This window comes from Streptomyces sp. NBC_00083 (assembly GCF_026343295.1).
Taxonomy (GTDB): Bacteria; Actinomycetota; Actinomycetes; order Streptomycetales; family Streptomycetaceae; genus Streptomyces.
Window position 1 is genome coordinate 2,874,516 of sequence record NZ_JAPELY010000001.1, and the last position, 22,079, is coordinate 2,896,594.

The window sequence follows — 22,079 nt, forward strand, 5'->3', positions numbered from 1 at the left end:
GAGAACCTGCGATGAGCACCGACGGCCAAGACGAGATCCTGCTGAGCACCGAGGGCCACGCCGCCCACGTGACCCTGAACCGGCCCAGGGCACTCAACGCACTCACCCACGCCATGGTGCTGCGCATCGACGAGGCGCTCAGCGCGTGGGAACGTGATCCCGCCGTGGAGACCGTCGTCATCCGTGGCGCCGGAGAACGCGGCCTGTGCGCCGGCGGCGACATCCGCTCGATCTACGAGGACGCGCGCACCGGCGGCACCGCCTCGGCGGACTTCTGGCGCGACGAGTACCGGCTCAACGCGCACATCGCCCGCTACCGCAAGCCGTACGTGGCGCTCATGGACGGCATCGTCATGGGCGGCGGGGTGGGGGTGTCGGCCCACGGCACCGTCCGCATCGTCACCGAGCGTTCCCGCGTCGCCATGCCCGAGACAGGCATCGGCTTCGTCCCCGATGTGGGCGGCACCTACCTCCTCGCCCTCGCCCCGGGACTGCTCGGCACCCATCTGGCGCTCACCGGCGCTTCGGTCGGCGCCGCCGACGCCCTGCTGTGCGGACTCGCCGACCAGTTCGTCCCGGCCGGCCGTCTCGACGCGTTCACCGCCGACCTCGCCCGGCTGCCCGTGCGCGACGCCCTGGCCCGGCACGTGGCCGAGCCGCCGCCCGGCGAACTGGCCGCCCGGCGCCCGTGGATCGACCACTGCTACGCCGCCGGCACCGTCGAGGAGATCATCGACCGGCTCCTGACGAGCGGAGAGACCGAGGCCAAGGAAACGGCCGGCACCCTCGCCGCCAAATCCCCCACCGCTCTCAAGGTCACCCTGGCCGCCCTCCGGCGTGCCCGCGAACTCGGCTCCCTGGAGCGGGTGTTGGAGCAGGAATACCGCGTGTCGTGTGCGGCGCTCGGCACCCACGACCTCGTCGAAGGCATCCGGGCCCAGGTCATCGACAAGGACCGCACCCCCCACTGGTCACCTGCCACCCTCGCCGAGGTCACCGACGACGACGTGGCCCGCTACTTCGCCGTGGCGGCGGCGGGCCGGTCGAGGACGCAGTCCCCGCACAGCGCGCCCCTGTGGCCCGGGGCCGACCGATAGATGAGACAGCAACTCCTGCGCCGGAACGCCCCGTTGGGGCCGGTGGTCGCGGAGTCGCGCAGGGCCGGACCGTCGAGCAGGAGCCGCAGGGCAGCACGGCTGCGCGACGCCAGGTCGGGCCGGGCCGCGGAGATCATGGTCGTGGCACCGTTGAGGGCGGAGGCGAGATTGCCGCGCGCGATGTGCGGCGAGAGTGCGAACGGCCGCATGGCCGCGCCCAGTTCGGCGAGCGGACCGTCGAGGAGCGCTTCGAAGCCCTCCGGCTCGGAAGAACCGGGGCGGACGGCCGACGTGGGAAGCGACAGGGGTACGGGGCCGCCGAGCACCGGCTGCCAGTGGACGTCCGCGAGGCCGAACGCGAGAACGCGGCCGTGCAGGACGTACGCCGCGAGCGCGGGCGACAGCAGCCGCGCCGCCAGACCGAGGTGGGTCACCGACGCGGCGACCCGTACCTCCACGGCGTCCAGCGGCTGCCCGCCCGCCGCGGCCAGCCACTCCCGCACGGCCGCCACCCGCGCCTCGATCAGCGGGCCCGCCATCGCCACCCACGGCTCGGCCGGAGCGGCACCCGCAGGGTGAGTGCCCAGCGAGAAGAACGGCCCGAGCGCGGTGATCTCCTTGATCACCGCGCTCGGCTGTGGCGCGAACATCATGCGGGGACGGGGGCCGGGCCCTGCGCGACGGCGTCGGCGGACTCCCTGCGCGGCTCCAGGAGCCGCTCGGCCAACGGGCCGAAGAACAGCCCGATGGCGGCCCACAGGAGAAGCTGGGCGGCGACCGAGAAGAAGCGGAACGAGAACAGGACGTCGGCGGGGAAGCCGGGATACACGATCGCGCCCTTGGCGTCCTTCAGGGGCAGCGGTGTCTCCGTGGCCTGGTTGCCGTAGTGCTCCTTGTTGAAGCCCAGGTGCCCGAGCGACGGCAGCAGCAGCATCACGATCCCGGTCGCGACGACGAACGCCGCGCCGCCGATCAGTGTGGCGTTCCAGTTGCCGTAGCGGGCCTGGAGCCGCTTGCCGAGCCAGACCGCGGCCACCAGGAAGGCGATGGAGCACACCACCATGATCAGGTAGAGGCCGCTGCGCTGCCTGATCGTCTCCTCGTGGCCGATCGCGGGCGGATTGGCCGGATACTTGAGGAACGGGACCAGATACATCGCGACGAAACCACCGCCGGCCACGAGGAGCGCGAGCGTACGGGCGCGGAGCGCGCCGGTCCGGCCCAGGCAGACGGTGTAGGCGACCGCGAACAGGGCGCCCATGGCCATCCCGAAGAAGACCATGCCGACGCCGATGCCGACGTTGGCCTGGATGGTCCGGCTGAACAGGTCGGGGTCCGCCGTGTCGAGGGGGAGGCCGGCCGCCTTGTCCAGCGCGCTCTGGGCGGCGTCCCGGCCGCTCTCGTAGTCGATGGCCTTCGCGATCTGCGGCTCGGCGAAGATCCGCGCGAAGACGAACGCGAGCAGCCCTGCGACTGCGCCGACGAGAACGCCGCGCAGTATCAGTTTCTTTTCCATGTCGAGTTGTCCGTACTTCTTGTCCGTACTTCCGAGTGGGTCAGTGGCAGGGGAAGCCGAGGAAGTGACGACCGTCGTGGACGAACTCGTGGATGTGCATGTCGTTGCCGAACACCGAGACGGCGCCCTGGTCGACACCGATGAAGTAGTAGACCGCCAGGGCGATGATCGCGGTACCGACCAGCCACAGCACCGACTTCGAAACCGGCAGGACGATCGGCGTGGCTGCCGGGCGGGGTGTGGAAACACTGCTGCTCAAGGCGGAGCCCTCCTTCATGGGATCTTGCGTCCCTGTGAACACATGGGGCGGAGCGATGGAGAAGTGTCTGACTCGTCGGCCACCCTCGCGGGCGGTCGACTCACAGTGGCGCGACCGTGCTGGAATCTCACCAGCTTCCTTATCTCATCACTACACCGGGGAGCATAGGGCTGCCCTGCCGAACCGGTCAATCAAGGCGCTGCCAAGTCTTGGGCGATGCGGGCGCCGGGTGCCGGCCGGGGCGCCCCGGCCGGCACCCGGCGCCGGTGATCAGGAGGCGGTGATCAGGAGGCGGGCGTCCCCAGTTCGCCGCGTACCGTGCGGGCGGCGGCGACCAGGTTCTCCAGGGAGGCGCGCGTCTCGGGCCAGCCGCGGGTCTTCAGGCCGCAGTCCGGGTTGACCCACAGGCGCTCGGCCGCGATCGCCTCAAGTCCCGTGCGCAGCAGGGCGGCTGCCTCCTCGGCGCTCGGGATGCGCGGCGAGTGGATGTCGTACACGCCCGGCCCGGCCTCGCGCGGATAGCCGTGCGCCGCGAGCTCACGGGCGACCTGCATGTGGGAGCGGGCCGCTTCCAGGCTGATGACATCGGCGTCGAGGTCGTCGATGGCCTGGACGATGTCGCCGAACTCGGCGTAGCACATGTGGGTGTGGATCTGGGTGTCCGGCCGGACACCGGCCGTGCTGAGGCGGAACGCCTCGGTCGCCCAGGCCAGATAGGCGGGACGGTCGGCGGAGCGCAGCGGCAGCGTTTCGCGCAGCGCCGGTTCGTCGACCTGGATGACCGAAGTGCCCGCCGCCTCAAGGTCGTTGACCTCGTCACGCAGGGCGAGGGCGACCTGGCGGGCGGTGTCGCCGAGCGGCTGGTCGTCGCGGACGAACGACCAGGCGAGCATGGTGACGGGCCCGGTCAGCATGCCCTTGACCGGACGCCCGGAGAGCGACTGCGCGTACGTCGTCCAGCGGACGGTCATCGGTTCGGGCCGCGCGATGTCGCCGGCCAGGATCGGCGGGCGGACGTAGCGGGTGCCGTACGACTGGACCCAGCCGTGCTGGGTGGCCAGATACCCGGTGAGCCGCTCGGCGAAGTACTGGACCATGTCGTTGCGTTCGGGTTCGCCGTGCACGAGGACGTCGATGCCGGTCTTCTCCTGGAAGGAGATCACATCGCGGATCTCGGACTTGATGCGCTCCTCGTACCCGGCCTCGTCGATGCGGCCGGCGCGCAGGTCGGCGCGGGCGGTGCGCAACTCCGGGGTCTGCGGGAACGAGCCGATCGTCGTGGTCGGGAGCAGGGGAAGGCCGAGGTGGGCGCGTTGGGCGGCGGCCCGCTCGGCGTACGGCTGGGCGCGGCGGTGGTCGTCGGCGGTGACCGCGGCGGCGCGGGCACGTGCCGCGGGGTCGTGGGTGATCGGCGACGCGGAGCGTGACGCGAGGTCGGCCCGGTTGGCGCTGAGTTCCCCCGCGATGGCGCCCGTGCCCTGCCGCAGGCCCTTGGCGAGCGTGACGACCTCGGCGGTCTTCTGCCGGGCGAAGGCGAGCCAGCGCAGGATCTGCGGCTCGACCTCGCGCTCCGGGGCGGTGTCGAGGGGTACGTGGAGCAGGGAGCACGAGGCGGCCACGTCGACCCGGTCGGCGAGCCCCAGGAGTGTCCCGAGGGTGGCCAGGGACTTCTCCAGGTCGTTGACCCAGATGTTGCGCCCGTTCACCACTCCGGCGATCAGGCGCTTGCCGGGCAGACCGCCGACGGCCGCGAGGGCGTCGAGGTTGGCGGCGGCGGCGTCCGTGAAGTCCAGGGCGAGGCCCTCGACGGGGGCGTCGGCCAGGACGGGGAGCGCGTCGCCGAGCCGGTCGAAGTAGGAGGCGACCAGCAGTTGGGGGCGGTCGGTGAGGGCGCCGAGGTCGCGGTAGGCGCGGGCGGCGGCGTTGAGTTCGGCGGGAGTGCGGTCCTGCACCAGGGCGGGTTCGTCGAGCTGTACCCAGTCGGCGCCCGCGGCGCGCAGATCGGCCAGGACCTCTGCGTACACCGGCAGCAGACGGTCCAGGAGGGTCAGCGGATCGAAGTCGGCGGCGACACCGGGAGCGGCCTTGGCGAGCAGCAGATAGGTGACCGGGCCGACCAGGACGGGCCGGGCGGCCAGCCCCAGGGCGAGCGCCTCCTCCAGCTCGGAGACCTGCCGGGAGGAATCGGCCGTGAACACCGTGTCCGGGCCCAACTCCGGTACCAGATAGTGGTAGTTGGTGTCGAACCACTTGGTCATTTCGAGCGGCGCGACGTCCTGCGTGCCGCGGGCCATGGCGAACAGGCCGTCGAGCGGGTCGGCGGCGACGGCGGCGCGGTGGCGCGGGGGAATCGCGCCGACCATCACGGTGGTGTCGAGCACGTGGTCGTAGTACGAGAAGTCGCCGGTGGGGACCTCGTCGATGCCCGCTGCGGCGAGCTCCTGCCAGTTCGTGCGGCGCAGTCCGGCGGCGGTGCTCCGCAGGGCGTCCGCGGTGACGCGGCCCTTCCAGTAGCCCTCGATCGCCTTCTTGAGTTCCCGGTTCCGGCCCTGGCGCGGATAGCCGTACACGGTGGCCCGTGCTGCCGCGGGTGCGGTCCTGGTGGTCACGCGGATCTCCTTCGAGAGACGTATCCCTGAGATCCCGGAGACCGGCGCGGCAAGAAATGGGGTGACAGTCCGGCGGGCCGGCCTCGCGCGGTTCGGCGCACGGTCGTCCGTTCGGTATGTACGCCGACCTGCCCGCGAGGTCACCGGGATATCCGCACACGCGTGGTGCGTGCACGGACAGTTGGCAGGTCTTCGGACTCGCGGGCACGCCCTCCCTGACGGAGGACACCTACTGGCCGTCGCTTCCCAGGCCCGGTACGTCGGACCCAGTGCGTATGACGGCGGTCGTTCCCGCTCACCGCTGCGGGGCAGTCCCGGATTCCCACCGGGTTCCCTCTTGCGACGCATCCCGCCTGGCGGACGGGGCGAACCAGCTGTGGGGCCACCATAGGACGCCCGCGATCACGGCGCGGCGACGCGTCCGGGATACGGATCGTGAAATGAGACACGTTGCGCGTGCGCGGCGAGGAGTCAGGCCCTCGGTGGAGAGCCTTCGCGGGGGGAGCGGAGGACGAGCAGGGTGATCTCGCTGGGGGCGAAGACGCGGAACGGCGGGCCCCAGAAGCCGGTTCCGCGGCTGGTGTAGAGCAGGGTGCGGGCGCCGTGGCGGCTGAGTCCGGCCAGGGCCGGCTGGTCGAGGCGTACCAGATGGTGGAAGGGCCAGATCTGGCCGCCGTGGGTGTGCCCGGAGAGTTGCAGGTCGACGCCGCCGGCGGCCGCCCGGTCGACGAACTTGGGCTGGTGGGCCAGGAGGAGCACGGGGTGGTCGGGGTCGGCGCCGCGCAGCGCGCCGGCGAGGTGGGCGCGGTGACCGGCGAGGCCGGACGACTCGGCGGTGACGTCGTCCACGCCGGCGACCACGAGCGTGTCGCCACCTCGTTCGAGCAGCAGATGGCGGTTGCGCAGCGGCTCCCAGCCCAGCTCGCCCATCAGGTCGACCCAGCCCTGTGCCTCGCTGTAGTACTCGTGGTTTCCGGTGACGTAGACCCGGGCGCGGGTGGCCCGTACGGTGCCGAGCGGGGCGGCCTGGGCGCGCCGGCGTGCGGCCGTGCCGTCCGCGATGTCCCCGGTGTGGCAGACCAGGTCGGCCTCCAGCGTGTTCACCGTCTCGCAGACCCGCGCCGACCAGCGCGCGCGGTCGAGCGGGCCGTAGTGGGTGTCGGTGATGAGGACGACGCGCGTCCCGTCCAACCCGGCGCCCAGGCGCGGAAGGTGAACGTCGAGGCGGCGCACCCGGGGGACGCGGCGGGCCTCGGCGTATCCCCAGGCGAGCAGCGCGGCGGCGGTGGCGAGGGTCGCCCAGGTGACGATCCGGGCGCGGTCCTGGCCGTCGCCGGCTCCGGCCACGGTCAGGGCGAGCCTGAGCACGGCGCCGAGCAGTACGGACCAGGTGAACAGGATCCAGACGGAACCCAGCAGGGTGTCGCCGATGATCGCCGCCCGGTCCTGCTGCCGTCGCCCGTGACCGCGCACCATGCACAGCGGCATGCCGACCAGGCCGAGTGCGAACAGGGCGGTGCCGGTGAGTGCGACGGGGAGCGGCCAGTGCTGCCCGGCGTACAGGAGCAGCCAGCACGGCACCGTCCACAGCAGGACGGGGGCGACGAAGGGGAGGGAGCGCATCAGGCGGTGCAGCCCGCTCGGTCGCGTCGTGCGCTCCGCCCTGTCGGCGGATCGGGACTCGCTGGTGTCGGTCACACTTCCCCTCCTCGATCAGGCCCGCCTCGATCGAACGGGCTGGTGTCGCGCGCACTTTATCCGGTCCCGTTCGGACCGTTCGGACGGGCCGGGCCCCTGGGGACTCGGCGTTCCGGGCACCGCGGCCACGTGCTCGGCGAGGGTCAGGGGCGTGGCGGGTCAGGCCTCGCGCCGTGTGCCTGCGAGGGGCCGCCCAGGCCCGCGAGGCCCGCGGCGCGCCGCAGCAGGTCCCTGAGCATCGGGGAGGTCAGACGGCCCGTGAAGGTGTTGCGCTGGCTGGGGTGGTAGCAGCCGATCACATGGAGCTCGTCGTGCGCGGCCGGGCCGGGGCCGGGTTCGCTCCGGCCCGCCGTTCCCCCGCGCGGGGCATCCGGCTCCGCGCGGCGCAGCGTCACCACGTTGCCGTGCGCGAACCGGGGCCTGGGGCGCGGCAGTTGCCAGCCGGCGTCGGCGAGTACGGGCAGCAGCGTCTGCCAGCCGAAGGCCCCGAGGACGACGATCGCGCGGGGGTTCAGGAACGCGATCTCGGCCGCCAGCCACGGCCGGCACGTGTCCCGCTCCTCGGGCGTCGGCTTGTTGGCGGGAGGAGCGCAGTGGACGGGGGAGGTGACCCGCACCCCGTTCAGGGCGAGGCCGTCGTCGGCGGTGGTGGCGGTGGGCTGGGAGGCGAGGCCCACGGCGTGCAGGGCAGCGAAGAGGAAGTCGCCCGAGGCGTCGCCGGTGAACATGCGGCCCGTGCGGTTGGCGCCGTGCGCGGCCGGAGCGAGCCCGACCACCGCCAGCGGGGCATCGTGCGGCCCGAAGCCCGGCACCGGCCTGCCCCAGTACTCCCAGCCCTGGAACCCGGCCCGTTTCGTCTCGGCGACCTCCTCGCGCCAGGCGACGAGCCGGGGGCACGCCCGGCATCCGACCAGACGGCGGTCGAGGTCACCTAGCCCGCCGGACCGCGCCGCGTGGTACGCGGGAAAGCCGCGGTCTGCGGCGGTGGGCTGCGTTCCTGTGCTGCCGGCCTCGTCCATGGGCCCACGCTACCCGCGGGGTCCCGCACGCCCCCTCAGCCCTGCTCGCAGCTCAGCTCCATGCCGGGCGTGCGGGTTCCCGGACGTACCTGAGAGGCTGCGTCCCATGAGCACGCATGAGCGCCGCATCCTCGTCATCGGCATCGGAGCGGGGGACCCCGACCATCTGACCCTCGGCGCGGTCAAGGCGATCCGCAGGGCCGACGTCTTCTTCATCGTGGGCAAGGGGCCGGACAAGGCCGCCCTGACGGACGTGCGCCGCCGCATGGTGGAGGAGCACACCGAGGGGCCCCACCGCGTGGTGGAGGTGGAGGACCCGAGCAGGGAACGCCGCTCGATGGACCGGGGTGCGTACACCGATGCGGTACGGGACTGGCGCGAGCGGCGCGGAGAGCTGTTCGAGCGGCTGATGCGCGAGGAGATGACGGCGCAGGAGACCGGAGCGTTCCTCGTCTGGGGCGATCCGTCCCTGTACGACAGCACGCTGGGCATTCTCGCCGACATCGAGGCGCGAGGCTCGGTCCGGCCGCACATCGAGGTCGTCCCGGGCATCACGAGCGTCTCGACCCTGGCGGCACGGCACCGCATCCCGTTGAACCAGGTCGGCCGTCCCGTGCACATCACCCCGGCCCGGCGGCTGTCCGACGTGGCGCGGAACGACGACGGCGACATCGTCGTCATGCTGGACGCGCACGAGTCGTTCACCCAGGTCGAGGGGGACGACGTGTGGATCTACTGGGGCGCCTACCTCGGCACCCCGGACGAACTCCTGGTCGCCGGCCCGGTCCGTGAAGTGGCGGACCGTATCCGGCAGTTGAGGGCGGCGGCACGCGAACGCCACGGCTGGATCATGGACACCTACCTCCTGCGACGCGGCGCCGGAACGCCCCGGCCCGGCCCGTCGGCCTGAAGCGCCGGCCGGCCGCGCCGGATGCGTCACGGCTCGATGCGGATCACGGGTAGTAGGGCGTGTAGGTGATCGCGGAGACCTTCAGGTAGCGGGCGCCGTCGGCGGTGGCCCAGGTGGAGGCGTCCGGGTTGCCGGGCCAGTCGCCGCCCACCGCGGTGTTGACGATGAAGTGCATACCGGTGCCCGGCGGGGTGGTGTACCACTTCGTGCCGGTGAAGGCGCCGTCCACCCAGAAGTCGATGTGGTCGGGCCACCAGGAGTACGCGTAGGTGTGGTAACTGTTCGTCCAGGCCGAGGCGTTGTTCCGCACCCACTGGGTCTGGCCGTTGTTGGTGTCGTGGAACGTCTGATAGACGGCGGTCGGGTTCTGCCCGACGATTTCGGCGGCGTCCATCTCGGGCAGCCAGGGATTGAGGTACGCGCCCCACACCGCGGGGAGCAGCCCGCGCCCGTTGGGCATGCTCGCGGTGAAGCTGTACGTGCCGTACCCGTAGAGGGCCTTCGACTCGACGCGGCCCGAACGGTACTGGCCGCCGCCCGCGTTGTACGTCTTGATGATCAGGGTGCTGCCCTCGTACCAGACGCAGTCGGGTGTGTACGTCTCCAGTTCGTGGTTGGCGGTCCAGCGTCCGTTGACGACGTTCCAGGAGTCGACCGTCTGCGGCGTGCCCCAGGACGCGGCATGGGCGGGCGGCTGGGCCAGCAGAAGCATCGACAGGGCGGCGAGCACCGCACCCGCCCATCGGGGGGATCTGGCACGTGCTGAGAACATCGTGGCTCCCTCGCTCGGATCACGGGGGCGTGGGAGCGGTTCCACGGCCCCTTGTGCCACGGACAGTAGGTGTCCGCTCCGGAGGTGACAAGACCCTCCCCGATCTCTCAACTCACTCTGTGCGCAAGGTAGTTGAAAGCGCCTCAATCGAGGCACACCATCCCGTGGCGGCACAAGGTCCCGGTGCGCGCCATGTCGCGACCGGTCTCGGCCGTAGCCGCGGCAAACGGTTGTTCGTCTCCTCTGTGCACAGGTACAGATATGCGCGACCAGTCGGTACAAGGAGGGGAAAATCATGAAGAAGACCATGAAGAAGACCATGAAGAGGGCCGCCGGGGTCGTCCTGGGCCTGGCGCTGGCGGGCACGCTGGGGGCGGCGGGCACGGCCGAGGCGCAGGCCCGGCCGTCGGTCGCGGCTCCGGCGGCGGCGCCGACCGTCGGCGCGGCGAGCCCGGGGGGCCCGGCCGTCGTGGCACCCGCCTCGGTCGTCGCGGACCTGAAGGCCGCGACGAGCAGGGCCCGCGCCGCGCTGGCACCCGACGCCCGGATCATCTGCTACGCCGCCCACGTCCAGGACATCGGTTGGCAGTCGGCCGTCTGCGACGGCGCCGTCGCGGGCACGACGGGGCAGAGCCGGCGGATGGAGGCCGTCGCCGTCTCGACCAGCGGCGTCGGCGGTGTCTGTGCCAACGCCCACCTCGCCGACATCGGTTGGCAGGGCTGGGCGTGCCGCCCGGACGGACAGGTCGTGACGGTGGGCACCACCGGCCAGTCGCGCCGTATGGAGGCGCTCGGCGTCCAGGTCGGCTCCGGCAGCGTCGGAGCACAGGCACACGTCGAGGGGTACGGCTGGCTGGGCTCGGTCACCGGCAACCCTGTGTATGCGGGCACCACGGGCCAGTCCCGCCGCATGGAGGCCGTACGCATCTGGGTCTGACCCCGGCGGCGATGTCACGGCCGCATGACGGCGCCGTGACGCCGGCCTGACGGCCGGTGCGCTGAGCAGGGGCGGCGCCACCATGAAGCACCGCCTCTGCTCCGTCCCGTCGAGACGGGCCGTCGTTCGAGGGGCGGGCGCGGCCCGGAAGTGATATCAGGCGGTGTGCAAACATTTCTGCCCCGCCCGGGATTCGCGGACTCGGCCGAGGTCCTGGACCGGCGTCGGCTCGGGAAGCAGCGGGTCGAAGCGCTTCAGGTGTTCCGCGGCCTGACCGTGCCGGGCTACGGATGGCGGCGGCACCCCGCCGTACGGATGTGGTCCGGATACGAGGAGGCCCTGGTCTGCTACGGCCTGGTGATCTGCGGGGCGTGGACGGCGCAGGGCCGCGCCGACACCTGCGCCGGAACCCTGAGGGAGGACTACCGCCGATGGCGCGGCACTTCCGGTACGGGAGCCGTACGTGCCCAGGAGGAACTCGCGCGCGCCGGAGAACTCCCGCCCTGGCTCGGCTCCCCGGAATTCCACCGGAGCCACCAGTCGGCACTGGTGCGCAAGGAACCGGAGTTCTACCGGCCCCTGTTTCCCGAGGTCCCGGACGATCTGCCCTATGTCTGGCCCGCCTCGGACCGGGAGCGGCAGTCGGGCGGAGCATGAGGGGCGGGGGAGAGGGGTTCCGGGTGAGGACCCTCGACTCCACTGCGGTCAAGCCCTGTTGACGGCCGCCAGCACTGGCTCGATCCCGTCCTCGTCGGCGATGCGGCCCGCCAGGCTCCGGGCGCGCAGTCGGTAGGCCGGGTCGCCGGTGGCCTCCTTCAGCGCGGACGCGAGGCGGGCGGCGGTGAGCCGGCGCAGGGGGAGGGCGCGCGGCGCCACGCCGAGCCGCACCAGGCGGTCGGACCAGAACCCGGCGTCGAACTGGATCGGCACCGGGACGGCCGGGATCCCCGCGCGCAGCCCCGCCCCGGTGGTTCCCGCGCCGGCGTGGTGGACCACCGCCGCCAGACGGGGGAACAGCGCGCTGTGCGGGACATCGCCGACGGTGATGATGTCGTCGTCGTCCGCGTGGAGTCCGGCCCAGCCCTCCTGGAGGACCCCGCGCAGTCCGGCCGCCCGCAGCGCACGGACGATCTCGCCGGAGACCCGGGCGGGGTCGGGCACCGTGGCGCTGCCCAGACCGACGAACACCGGCGGTGGACCGGCGTCGAGGAACTCCAGCAAACGGGCGGGGAGTCGAGGGTCGGGAACGCGGGGCCACCAATAGCCCGTCACCTCAAGACCCTGGCGCCAGTCGCGGGGGCGCGGTACGACGAGCGGGCTGTAGCCGTACAGGACGGGCCAGTGTCCACGCTCGCGCTCGCGGTACTGCGCCTGCAGGCCGCGCGCCGGGACGCCCAGCAGCCGCCCCGCCTCCCGGGCTGCCGGAGCGTACACATGGGACAGGGCGAGGTGCACGCCGTGTCCGACCGCCCTGTTGACCGGTCCGCCCCAGGTACCGACGCCCGCCATCGGCGAGACGAACGCGGCGGTCGGATGGAGGGGCTGGAGGTTGAGTCCGATGCTGGGCAGCCCCAGCGCGTCGGCGATCGCGTAGCCGAGCGGGGCGACCGAGCCGGAGAGGAGGAGCATGTCGGCGGCCTGCGCGGCCCGCACCAGGTCGTCGGCCATCTCCCCGGCCAGCTCCCTGGCCATCTTCATCACCCGGGCGAGCTTGCCCGGTCCCGTCCTGCTGCGGTTCAGCGACTGGCCGCGCGCGCCGAGGAGTTCGGCGTGGGGGTCGATGGGCAGCGGGTGGAACCGGATCGCCGACCGCGCGACGAGGGGCTCGAACCGGGCATGGGTCACCAGGGTGACGTCGTGCCCCGCCCGCACGAGCCCCTCCGCGAGCCCGGTGTAGGGAGCCACGTCGCCTCGTGAACCGACCGTCATGATCGCTACTCGCACGGTCATCAGTATGCCGTCCGCGACGACGGACCGTACCCGTCCACGAGCGGGGCCGGGTGGCGTCCGTACCTGTGCCGGACGCCGCGCGTCGGCCGGTCAGGCGCGGGCGGCCAGGGCGTGGGGCCGCTGGATGTCCTCCGGGTGGGCGGTGTGCAGCACGGCCTCCTCGTAGGCGATGGTGCCTGCCGCGAGGTGGGCGTTGATGCTGGCCTCCAGGGTCTGCATGCCCTCACGGTGGCCGGTCGAGATCATGTTGCGGATCTGGCGGGTCTTGCCCTCACGGATCAGGTTGCGGATCGCCGACGTGCCGGTCAGCACCTCGAATGCGGCCACCCGGCCGCCGCCGGTCCGGGGGATGAGCGTCTGGTTGAGGATGCCGACCAGGGTGTGCGCCAACTGGAGCCGGACCTGCGGCTGTTGCTCGGCCGGGAACACGTCGACGATGCGGTCCAGCGTCTGCGACGTGTCATTGGTGTGCAGCGTGGCGAACACCAGGTGCCCGGTCTCGGCGATGGTCAGAGCCGCGGAGATGCTCTCCGGGTCGCGCATCTCGCCCAGGAGCAGGACGTCGGGGTCCTCGCGCAGGGCCGAGCGCAGCGCCGCGGGGAAGGAGTCGGTGTCGGTGCCGACCTCGCGCTGGTTGACCGCCGCGCGCTTGTGCCGGTGCAGGTACTCGATCGGGTCCTCGATGGTGAGGATGTGCACCGGACGGTGCGTATTGACGTAGTCGAGGAGCGCCGCGAGGCTCGTCGACTTTCCCGACCCGGTCGGACCGGTGACCAGCACGAAGCCGCGCGGCAGGCCCGCCCACCCGATGACGGCGGGGGGAAGCCCCAACTGCTCGGACGACGGCACCTCGTACGGGATGATCCGCAGCGCCAGCGCCGAAGCGCCGCGCTGCGTGAAGGCGTTCCCGCGCATCCTGGCCTTCGTCCCCCAGCTGAAGGCGAAGTCGACCTGCTTCTCCTGGCGGAACCGCTCGGTGAGTTCGCCGCCCAGTACCCCGGTCACCAGGCGGTCGACTTCCGGCTCGGTCAGGGCCGGCCCGTCGACCGGGCGCAGGGCGCCGTCGACGCGGAGGAACGGCGCCGATCCGGAGGTGAGCAGCAGGTCGCTGCCGCCTCGCTCCCACAGCTCACCCAGCAGGTGGTCGATGATCGCGGAACTAGGTCCGGGCATGGTGGACTCCAAAGGGGCGTGCTTGCTCATGGCAGGACCGTCCACTGCTTGACGGTGGCGGTGTGGCCGTCGAAGGACACGGCGGCCTGGACGAGCGGGCCGGACAGCAGGTCGATCCGGGTGCCGTCGAGGTGCTCGGTCGCGCCGCCGCTCCCGGCCGCGACGGTGTACGTCACGGTCAGCCCGGCCAGTTGGAAGGCCCTGGTCAGGCCGCACCGTGCCAGGTCGACCTGGTCGCTCACGGGTCCGCCCGAGCCGGGATGGACCGGCACGTCCAGCGCGCCGTCGGCGCCGGTGCAGGTGCTGCCGGTGAAGTCCACCGACATCTTGAGGGACGCCACGTCGCCGTCGTCGCGGTGCGCCACCTGGAGGACGGCGTGGTCGAGCGGCCCGGTCGTGGCCGGTGCCGGCTGGGCGTATCCGCCGAGCGTGAGGGACGCCCGGCCGCCTCCGGGGACGGTGGCGTCCGTGACGTCGACGGGTGCGCCGGGGGCCGGGGGTGTGAACCGGGTGATCGCGGTGACCGACGCCGCCTTCGCGGTCACGGCCGGATAGGTCGTGAACAGCACCGGCTCCGGCGGGATGCCGATCACCGGGCGGAGGTAGCCGGGGGCCGGGCTGATACCCAGGGCGATGGTCCGGGCCACGATGCCCCGGGTGACGACCTGCGACCCGACCTGACGCATCGACAGGTCGACGGCACCGGTCGGTGCGTAGACGGTGCCGTCGATCACCAGGCGGCTGTGCTCGGTGGCGGTGTCGGCGGTGTCGGTCGATTTCAGCACCGCGCAGTCGCTGCCCGCGGTGAGGCAGCCGGACAGCGCCCTGAGGGACGGGGCCCGGAACACGATGTCGAGCTCGACGCCGTCGAGCCGGTCGGTCGCGGCGCTACTGCCGGTGCCCAGCCTCGCCGCGTAGTCGACGGCGAGCTGGGACACCTGGTCCTGCCGGGTGATCCCGCAGGCGCCGAGGTCGACCACGTCGACGCCGAGGGAGCCTTGACGGGCCGTCAGGGGGTGGTCCGCGTCGCAGGCGGTACCGGTGCCGGAGACGGTCAGCGCGGTCGTGGGCGGCTGCCCCGGCGAGGGCGGTGCCGGGGTGGTGGCGTCGTCCTGGTGCGCAACGCGCAGCACGACCCTGTCGATCACCGAACCCGCCGGCAGGGGCAGCATCGCGAACCCGCCGAGCCGGACCGTCGCCGACGGGGTGGCCGCGGTGAGCGTCGAGGCCGAGGCGGTGGCGTCGATCGCCTGCGCGTTCTTGGGGTCGAGGAACGCCGCGGCGGTCGGCGTCGCGGTACTGGTCGCCGTCGAGGGCCGTACCGCGATCGCGGGCCGGTACGCCAACTCCAGCGTGATGCCGTCGAGTTGAGCGGTGGCGGTGGCGCTGTCCGCGCCGAGTCCGGCGGTGTAGGTCACGGCCAGGCCGACCAGCTGGGCGGGATCGGTCAGCCCGCAGGCGGCGACCAGGTCCAGCGTGTCGGTGGCCAGGGCGTCCTGGTGGGTGGCGAGTTGCTGCGAGGCGGTGCAGGAGCGGGGCAGGCCGGCCCCGGTCAGGGTGACCGCCGCGGTCGGCGGCGCTCCTCCGGCCGCCCCGGGATCCTCCCGGTGCGCGACGTGCAGCAGGGCCGAGTCAAGGACCGAGCCGGGTGCCACCGCCGGGGTGACGTAGCCGCCGAGCTCGATGGCGGCGGTCGGCCTCGTGGCCGCGTCGAGTGCGGCGCGGGCCGTATCGGCGCCGTCGATCGCCTCGGCGCTGTTCGGGGAGGTGAACGTGGCCGACTCCGCACTCGTCGCCGTGCGGGGCGGCGCCGGGTCGTAGACGACTTCGAGCCACATGCCGTCCACGGAGTCGGCGCCCGCTGTGCCGCCGTCGTCCAGGCCGGCGGTGTAGGTCGCGGTCAGCCCGGTCAGCTGTGCGGCGTCGGTGATGCCGCATGCCTTGAGGTCGACGCGGTCGTCGCCCGAGGGGGTCCGCGTGGTGAGCGGCAGGCCGGTGCAACCGCCGCCGCCCCCCGCGGGGATGACGTCGACCCGGGGCGCCGCCGCGTCGCCGGCCTCCTGATGGGCCACCCGCAGCACCGCGGAGTCGATCGTCGAGCCCGGTGGCACGGGCGGCTGGCCGAACCCGGCCAGGGTGATCGACGCGGACGGGGCCGCCGCGGTCAGGTCGGCGCCGGCCACCAGCGGTGTCGGCTGCTCGCCGATCTCCAGGGCGTTGTCCGGACGGGTGCCGGCGGCGGTGAACCCGGAAGACCGGGCCACCACGGTCGGCTTGAACGTGGTGGGTGTGCGGTAGGCGACCTCCAGCCAGATGCCGTCCAGGCGCTCCGTGGCGGTGGGGGCGCCGGTGTCCAGGGTGGCGGCGTAGGTCACCGTCAGGCCGGTGAGCCGGGCCGGGTCGGTGAGACCGCACGCGCTCAGCAGGTCGACCGGGGGATCGGTGGCGAGCGCCGGATGCCGGGGCAGGTTGTCGGTGCGGCAGGTGTCCTTGCCGACGGCGGTGGTGACCTTCACGGCGCCGGGCGCGGTCAGGCCGCCGTCGTCCTCGTGCCGTACCCGCAGCGTCGCGCTGGTGATGACCGAGCCGGGCGGCACCTGAGGCGTGAAGCCCGCGAGCTGCATCGATGCCGACTGTCGTTTCGTCGGGTCGAGCACGGCGTCGGCCGTGCAGTGCGCGGTGCCCGTCGGCTGCGAACACCCGGGCAGGGTCGGCTTTTCGCCGCTGGTGAGGGCATGGCCCGGGTCGGTGAAGCCGGTGTTCGTGACGATCGCTGTCGGTTGCAGTGTGTGGGACGGCTTCGGCGGCTGGATCCCGTACACCGCAACCTGTTGCGCGTCCGGGCTCACCGGGGCGCACAGTTCGACGTGTCCTCGGTCGACCTGGAACCGGCTGCCGCCGCCCATCATGACCGCGACGCCTTCGGGCCGGGTCCTGTCGCACCCGCCCGGGTCGGGAACGGCCGGGCGGGCGGCGGAGCCGGGGTCCCAGCCGGCCGGTGTGCCGCCGACGACGCTGACCGTGGGGTCGTCGACCGTCCAGAGCGCGGTGCCGCCGGTGAAGGTGAAGTCGAAGGCGTAGACGCCCGGTTGCAGCCACACCACGATGTTGTGGCAGCCGCCACCGGTGAGACGGTTGAGGGCGCCGGCGTCGTCGTAGTAGCCCGGTCGCAGCCGCACCAGCCAGGACCCGGCACCGGGGCACGCGGGCACCGTCCGCAGGGCCGGGACGGCCGTGGCGGGCGGGGTGTAGTCCGGGTCCGCGCCGACGGCCCCGTCGGCGGGATCCGACGGGGTGTCGTTGGCGCAGGCGTGCGCGTACGGCGCCTGGTTCGGCGGAAGTCGGGTCTGTGACACGGCAGGTGAACAGTCACCGACGGCGGACACGTCGCCCGACACCTCCATCGAGGCGCCGGCGCCCGTCGTGACGTTCGAATGCGAGAACACGCCGCCCTGCACGCGCAGGCCGGGCGTGGTCACGTCGATGCCGTCCTTCGCCGCCCGGCCCAGGCTGCGCAGTGCGTCCTGGGGCTGGGTCGTGCGCGTGGTCGCGGGAGACGCGTTCAGGGGGTCGCAGTGGACGGCCATCTGACGGCCGTTGATCGGCGGGGCGGTGTACAGGGCGCACGGGTTGCCCTGCGAGAAGTTCTCGATCGCGAGCTGGGTGGCGCCGTCCGCGCTGTAGCTCCGCCTGCCCTGGTCGACGTACACGCCCGCGGCCTTCAAGCCCGTGCCGGCGAAGGACAGCACCGCCACGGTGACCAGGCTGAAGACGACGACGAAGGCCAGCGCGAGGATCAGGGTCGCGCCCTGTTCGTCGGCGCGCGGTTGGCGGCGCGGCCCGCTGCGGCCGGTCATGAGGCGCTCGATCGTCGGGCGGCGGTGAGGGCCGTCGGGGGCGCGGCGGGGTCGCTCTGCACGGTCAGCGTTACCTCCATGGGCCGGGTGCACGAAGTCTCGGCACCGCAGCTCAGAGTCACCGGATGGGACGATGTGGTGGGGTCGAACCGGCCCAGCACCGTGGTGACGACGCCTCCGGCCGTGCACTTCACGCGGTTGAGGGCGCCGGTCGGCGGGTCGTAGGTGTAGACGACGTCGGTGCCGGTCCAGCTCAGGTGGACGATCACGTCGGCGGCGCCGCACGCGGGGCCGGTCGTTACGCTGTCGGCGCTCTGCACATCGCCGTAGTAGTAGCGGTTGAGCGTGCCCAGCGCGCCGGTGGCGGCCACCTTCTGCTCGGTTCCGGCCGTGAACCGCAGTCCGAGGATGATCGCCTGCGGCAGCAGCGCCCCGATGATGCCCAGGATGACGAGGGTGACCAGCAACTCGACGAGGGTGAACCCCGACTCCGGACGCGCGGTCGGCCGTGGTGTCGTCATGACAGCATCGACTCCCGCTTGACCACGTCGAGCGTCGTGTCCTTGACGGGGCGCGGGCCGGTCGTGTGCACGGTGAGCGTCACCTTCTGCACTCCGGTGTCGGCCGTCGGGCAGGACGGGGCGAACGTGCCCACCCCGTCCCAGTACTCGACGGTGACGGTCACGGTGTATCCGGCCGGCGGTGTCGGGGTCTCGTACCCACGGGCGCAGGACGCGTACGGATCGCTGACGACCTTCTCGGCGGCGCTGCGGACGACCGAGTCGGCGCCGGTCACCTTCGCCTGCGTGAGCGAGCTGATGATCGCGGTGCCGATGCCCCCGAGGACGGCCACGAACGCGACCCCCATGAGCACCACGGCGACGAGCACCTCGATCAGGGTCTCGCCCTCCTCGCCGCGGTGGCGCCGCGGGCGGCGTGCCGGGCCGGTCACTGGACGGTGACCTGGCTGTAGACGCCGTAGATCGCCGAGATGAGGGCGACGGCCACGAACCCCACGACGACCCCGACCATGATCACCACGGTCGGTTCGAACAGGCTGGTCAGCCGCTTGAGTTTGTGCTGCAGTTCCTTCTCGTAGAACTCCGACACGTTCTCCAGCTGGTCGTCGAGGGTCCCGGTCTCTTCCCCCACGCGCATCATCTGGGTGACCGCCCCGGGGAACAGCTTGGTGCGGGCGATCGGCTGGGAGATGCCGCCGCCTTCGAGCATCTCCATCCGGGCCGTCCCGATGGACCGTTCGTACACCAGGTTGTTGGCGCCCGATCCGGCGAGGCTGAGCGCTTCCGTGATGGGCACGCCCGCCTTGATCATCGAGGTCAGGATGCGGCAGAACCGCTCGATGACCATGAAGCGGACCACGTCGCCGACGACCGGCGTCGCCAGCAGGAAGCGGTCGCGCAGCACCCGCCCCCGCTCGGTCCGCAGGCCGGCGATCAGCGCCGCGACGACCGCGACGGCCACGGCGACGATGACGAGGTACCAGGCCGTGACGAAGTCGGTGAAGCCCAGCAGGATCCGGGTCGGCAGCGGCAGTTGCGCGTGGAAGGACGCGAAGAACACCTTGAAGCGGGGCAGTACGAAGATGACGAGGACGAGGACGACCGCGACGGCGAGTCCCATCACGAGGACCGGATACGTCAGAGCGGAGCGGATACTGCGCCGCCCCTCGACGTCGCGCTCGATGTAGCGGGCCAACTGGGCCATCACCACGTCGAGTTCACCGGTCGCCTCCGCCGAGCGCAGGACGGATATGTAGAAGGGCGGGAGCGCCGAGGCATGGGCGGCCATCGCGCCGGCGAAGCTCTCACCGAAGCGCAGCGAGTCGGAGACGTCGACGAGCATCTTGCCGAGCTTCTTGTCCTTGGTCTCGCCGCGGATGATCTCCAGGGCGTCCAGGATGGGCACTCCTGCCTTGATGAAGGCGCCCATCTGGCGGGAGAAGTTGCTCAGTTCGACCAGATTGACCTTGGCCGCGGTGAGTTCGAACTGGAGCGGGTTGCGGCCGGCGGCCTTGACCGACTCCACGGCGTAGCCCTGCCGGTTCAGGCTGTCGGTCACGCCGCCGACACTGGAGCCCGTGAGCACGCCGGTGGCCCGCTTCCCGTCCGGGCCGACCGCGACGTACTTGAAGGTGGCCATGCCGGTGCCCTCCTGGTTTCCCGGTGTCGGAAGTTGGTGTCGAGTGTCAGAGGTTCGTTTCGGACGGATCCGGCCGTACGGGTAGGGACGCTGCGGATCCGGCCGTACGCGGGTCCGGGCGCTGCGGCCGGGGAGCCGGGGCCTAGACCACGTACACGCTGGACATGATTTCCGCGATGGTCGTGACGCCCTCCTCGACCAGGCGGACGCCTCCGTCCAAGAGGCTCTCCATGTGCTGTTCGCGGGCGGCCCTGCGCAGGCTGCCGATCGGCGCCCGCTCGACCAGCAGCCGCTTGACGACGTCGCTCATCACGAGCAGTTCGAAGACGCCGATCCGCTCCTGATAGCCGGTCCGGGAGCAGAAGTTGCACCCCCGGCCCTGCCAGAACTCGGCGTCGGTCGACCCGCCGGCCTCGGCGAAGAAGGCCAGTTCGTCCACGCCCGGTGTGTAGGGCTCGCGGCACTGGTCGCAGATCCGCCGCACCAGCCGCTGGCTGACCACGCCGGCGACCGTGGAGGTGATCAGGAACGGCTCGATGCCCATGTCGGTGAACCGGTGCAGCGCCGAGCAGGCGTCGGCGGCGTGGATGGACGACAGCACGAAGTGGCCGGTGAGCGCGGACTCGACCGCGATCCGCGCCGTCTCGCCGTCCCGGATCTCGCCGACGAGGATCACATCGGGGTCCTGCCGGAGGATCGAGCGGAGCCCGGTCGCGAACGAGACGCCCGCCTGCTCGTTGATCTGGATCTGGTTGACCGACGGGACCACGTACTCCACGGGGTCCTCGATGGTGGTGATGTTGCGCTCGCTCTGGTTCAGCTCGCCGAGCGTGGCGTACAGCGTGGTCGTCTTGCCGCTGCCGGTCGGCCCGCCGCAGGCGACCATGCCGTACGGGGAGCGCAGCAGGGACGCGAACCGTTCGTACGTCGCGGCCGGCATGCCCAGCTCGGCGAGCCGCAGCAGCGTGCGGTTGCTGTCGAGCAGCCGCAGGACCGCCTTCTCGCCCCAGATGGTGGGGGTGGTCGCGACCCGGATGTCGACCGGCCTGCCGTCGATCTCGGTGGCGATCTGGCCGTCCTGCGGGCGTCTCCGGTCGACGATGTTCATGTTGGCCATGATCTTGATCCGGCTGACCACGGACGGGCCCATGTTCTCCGGCAGGCTCAGCACGTCGTGCAGCGCGCCGTCGATGCGGTACCTCACCCGGACCCGGTCGGCGTGCGGTTCGATGTGGATGTCCGAGGCCCGGTCGCGCAGCCCCTGGGTGAGCATGAGGTTGACCAGGTGCACGACCGGAGCGTCCTCGCTCACCACCCTGGCACCCGCGTTGGCGCTGCGGCCGGTCTCGGTCGCCTCGAAGGCCTCGACCAGGCTGCTGACCCCGGACAGCGCCCGATAGGTGCTGTCGATCGAGCGCCGGATGTCCGAGGGGGCCGCGATCGCCAGCTCCACCCGGTCCGGCGCGACGGCCCGGCCGACCTCGTCGAGGACGCGCGGGTCGCCCGGGTCGCCCGCCGCGATCAGCAGCGTGCCCCCGGACCGCCGCACCGCGACGACGCCCAGCGAGCGGGCCAGCGCCTCCGGCACCCGGGCCGCCGCCTCGGGGTCAGGTTCACTCTGGTGCAAGTCGGCTACGGGGAGGTCGAGTTGGACCGACAGTGCTTCGATCAGTGACCGCTCGTCGACCATGCCGAGTTCGACGAGGAGGGTGCCGAGTCGCTTGCCCGACGTGGACTGCTGCAGGAGCGCCTCGTCCACCTGGGCCGGGGTGAGCATCCCGCGCCGCACGAGGAGTTCGCCGATGCGCGGCCGCTGCGGCCCGGCGGGCGACGGCCGCGCTCCGCCGGATGTCGCGTCCCGCGCCGAGTCGCCCGGCGTGACCGAGGGCGGCTCCGAACCGCGCGTTCCACCGGGCAGGGTGACGTCCTCGCCCACCGGGTCTGTCGCCGCCGCGCGGCGCCGGAGAAGCCGGCGATTGGTCAAGGCACCCACCCCTTTCACGTATCCGGAACAGCGTCCGTAACAACGGCCGATCGTGCGCCGTACGTCGATCCATATACACGTCAGCTGCTGATTAGTCAGCGGCATACTACTGCATGCCGCGGCGCCGGAATCCGCGCT

Annotated in this window: 18 protein-coding genes and 2 riboswitches; of the genes, 4 read left to right on the plus strand and 14 right to left on the minus strand. The window is 72.2% G+C overall.

The annotated features are described in order from the left end of the window. The first annotated feature begins 11 nt into the window (after nt 1–11). A complete protein-coding gene (locus OOJ98_RS12755) occupies nt 12–1,097 on the plus strand; it encodes an enoyl-CoA hydratase/isomerase family protein (protein ID WP_267054762.1) in 1,086 nt (361 codons plus the stop codon). Here the strand turns inward: OOJ98_RS12755 and OOJ98_RS12760 are convergent. The 6 genes from OOJ98_RS12760 to OOJ98_RS12785 all read right to left on the minus strand — a co-directional run bounded on the left by OOJ98_RS12760 (nt 1,016) and on the right by OOJ98_RS12785 (nt 8,198). Continuing rightward, entirely contained in the window at nt 1,016–1,750 is a 735-nt protein-coding gene (locus OOJ98_RS12760; RefSeq protein WP_267054763.1) for a (2Fe-2S)-binding protein, read from the minus strand. The two genes, OOJ98_RS12755 and OOJ98_RS12760, sit on opposite strands and share 82 nt — an antisense overlap. Then, nucleotides 1,747–2,613, minus strand: a complete 867-nt coding sequence (locus tag OOJ98_RS12765) for a CbtA family protein (RefSeq protein WP_267054764.1) — start codon at nt 2,611–2,613, stop codon at nt 1,747–1,749. The genes OOJ98_RS12760 and OOJ98_RS12765 overlap by 4 nt, the downstream gene beginning before the upstream one ends. Before the next feature lie 40 nt (nt 2,614–2,653). Next, nucleotides 2,654–2,872 (minus strand): CbtB-domain containing protein, encoded by a 219-nt coding sequence (locus tag OOJ98_RS12770; RefSeq protein ID WP_267054765.1) that lies wholly within the window; start codon nt 2,870–2,872, stop codon nt 2,654–2,656. A gap of 61 nt (nt 2,873–2,933) precedes the next feature. Next, nucleotides 2,934–3,015: riboswitch (cobalamin riboswitch) on the minus strand. Between the two features lie 141 nt (nt 3,016–3,156). Next, the gene (gene metE, locus OOJ98_RS12775) at nt 3,157–5,481 is read right to left on the minus strand and encodes a 5-methyltetrahydropteroyltriglutamate--homocysteine S-methyltransferase (protein ID WP_267054766.1); all 2,325 of its coding nucleotides are present in this window, start codon (nt 5,479–5,481) and stop codon (nt 3,157–3,159) included. Nucleotides 5,482–5,646: 165 nt separating this feature from the next. Continuing rightward, a riboswitch (cobalamin riboswitch) is annotated at nt 5,647–5,871 on the minus strand. 81 nt (nt 5,872–5,952) lie between these two features. Next, entirely contained in the window at nt 5,953–7,179 is a 1,227-nt protein-coding gene (locus OOJ98_RS12780) for a metallophosphoesterase (RefSeq protein WP_267054767.1), read from the minus strand. Nucleotides 7,180–7,322: 143 nt separating this feature from the next. Beyond that, nucleotides 7,323–8,198, minus strand: a complete 876-nt coding sequence (locus OOJ98_RS12785) for a uracil-DNA glycosylase (RefSeq protein ID WP_267054768.1) — start codon at nt 8,196–8,198, stop codon at nt 7,323–7,325. Nucleotides 8,199–8,304: 106 nt separating this feature from the next. Between OOJ98_RS12785 and cobF the strand changes: the two genes are divergently transcribed. Further along, on the plus strand, nt 8,305–9,108 hold the full coding sequence (gene cobF, locus OOJ98_RS12790) for a precorrin-6A synthase (deacetylating) (protein ID WP_267054769.1): 804 nt from the start codon (nt 8,305–8,307) through the stop codon (nt 9,106–9,108). 43 nt (nt 9,109–9,151) lie between these two features. Here the strand turns inward: cobF and OOJ98_RS12795 are convergent, their stop codons facing one another. Further along, nucleotides 9,152–9,880 carry a glycoside hydrolase family 16 protein gene (locus OOJ98_RS12795; protein WP_267054770.1) on the minus strand — a complete coding sequence of 243 codons (729 nt, stop codon included), beginning with the start codon at nt 9,878–9,880 and terminating at the stop codon, nt 9,152–9,154. A gap of 295 nt (nt 9,881–10,175) precedes the next feature. Here OOJ98_RS12795 and OOJ98_RS12800 point away from each other — a divergent pair, with 295 nt between their 5' ends. Further along, on the plus strand, nt 10,176–10,817 hold the full coding sequence (locus OOJ98_RS12800; protein ID WP_267054771.1) for a polysaccharide deacetylase: 642 nt from the start codon (nt 10,176–10,178) through the stop codon (nt 10,815–10,817). Nucleotides 10,818–10,982: 165 nt separating this feature from the next. Next, nucleotides 10,983–11,474, plus strand: a complete 492-nt coding sequence (locus OOJ98_RS12805) for an MSMEG_6728 family protein (RefSeq protein WP_267054772.1) — start codon at nt 10,983–10,985, stop codon at nt 11,472–11,474. Nucleotides 11,475–11,522: 48 nt separating this feature from the next. Here the strand turns inward: OOJ98_RS12805 and OOJ98_RS12810 are convergent, their stop codons facing one another. The 7 genes from OOJ98_RS12810 to OOJ98_RS12840 form a co-directional block, all read right to left on the minus strand. Further along, the gene (locus tag OOJ98_RS12810; protein ID WP_267054773.1) at nt 11,523–12,767 is read right to left on the minus strand and encodes a glycosyltransferase; all 1,245 of its coding nucleotides are present in this window, start codon (nt 12,765–12,767) and stop codon (nt 11,523–11,525) included. Between the two features lie 90 nt (nt 12,768–12,857). After that, nucleotides 12,858–13,970 (minus strand): type IV pilus twitching motility protein PilT, encoded by a 1,113-nt coding sequence (locus OOJ98_RS12815; protein WP_267054774.1) that lies wholly within the window; start codon nt 13,968–13,970, stop codon nt 12,858–12,860. Further along, complete coding sequence (locus OOJ98_RS12820; RefSeq protein WP_267054775.1) at nt 13,967–17,797, minus strand: hypothetical protein; 3,831 nt, start codon at nt 17,795–17,797, stop codon at nt 13,967–13,969. The genes OOJ98_RS12815 and OOJ98_RS12820 overlap by 4 nt, the downstream gene beginning before the upstream one ends. Beyond that, nucleotides 17,794–18,318, minus strand: coding sequence for a prepilin-type N-terminal cleavage/methylation domain-containing protein (locus OOJ98_RS12825; protein WP_267054776.1), 525 nt, complete (start codon nt 18,316–18,318; stop codon nt 17,794–17,796). Before OOJ98_RS12825 ends, OOJ98_RS12820 begins: the two co-directional genes overlap by 4 nt. Next, nucleotides 18,315–18,749, minus strand: coding sequence for a type II secretion system protein (locus OOJ98_RS12830; RefSeq protein WP_267054777.1), 435 nt, complete (start codon nt 18,747–18,749; stop codon nt 18,315–18,317). The genes OOJ98_RS12825 and OOJ98_RS12830 overlap by 4 nt, the downstream gene beginning before the upstream one ends. Continuing rightward, a complete protein-coding gene (locus tag OOJ98_RS12835; protein ID WP_267054778.1) occupies nt 18,746–19,957 on the minus strand; it encodes a type II secretion system F family protein in 1,212 nt (403 codons plus the stop codon). Before OOJ98_RS12835 ends, OOJ98_RS12830 begins: the two co-directional genes overlap by 4 nt. A gap of 142 nt (nt 19,958–20,099) precedes the next feature. Further along, complete coding sequence (locus OOJ98_RS12840; RefSeq protein ID WP_267054779.1) at nt 20,100–21,941, minus strand: GspE/PulE family protein; 1,842 nt, start codon at nt 21,939–21,941, stop codon at nt 20,100–20,102. Nucleotides 21,942–22,079 lie beyond the last annotated feature (138 nt).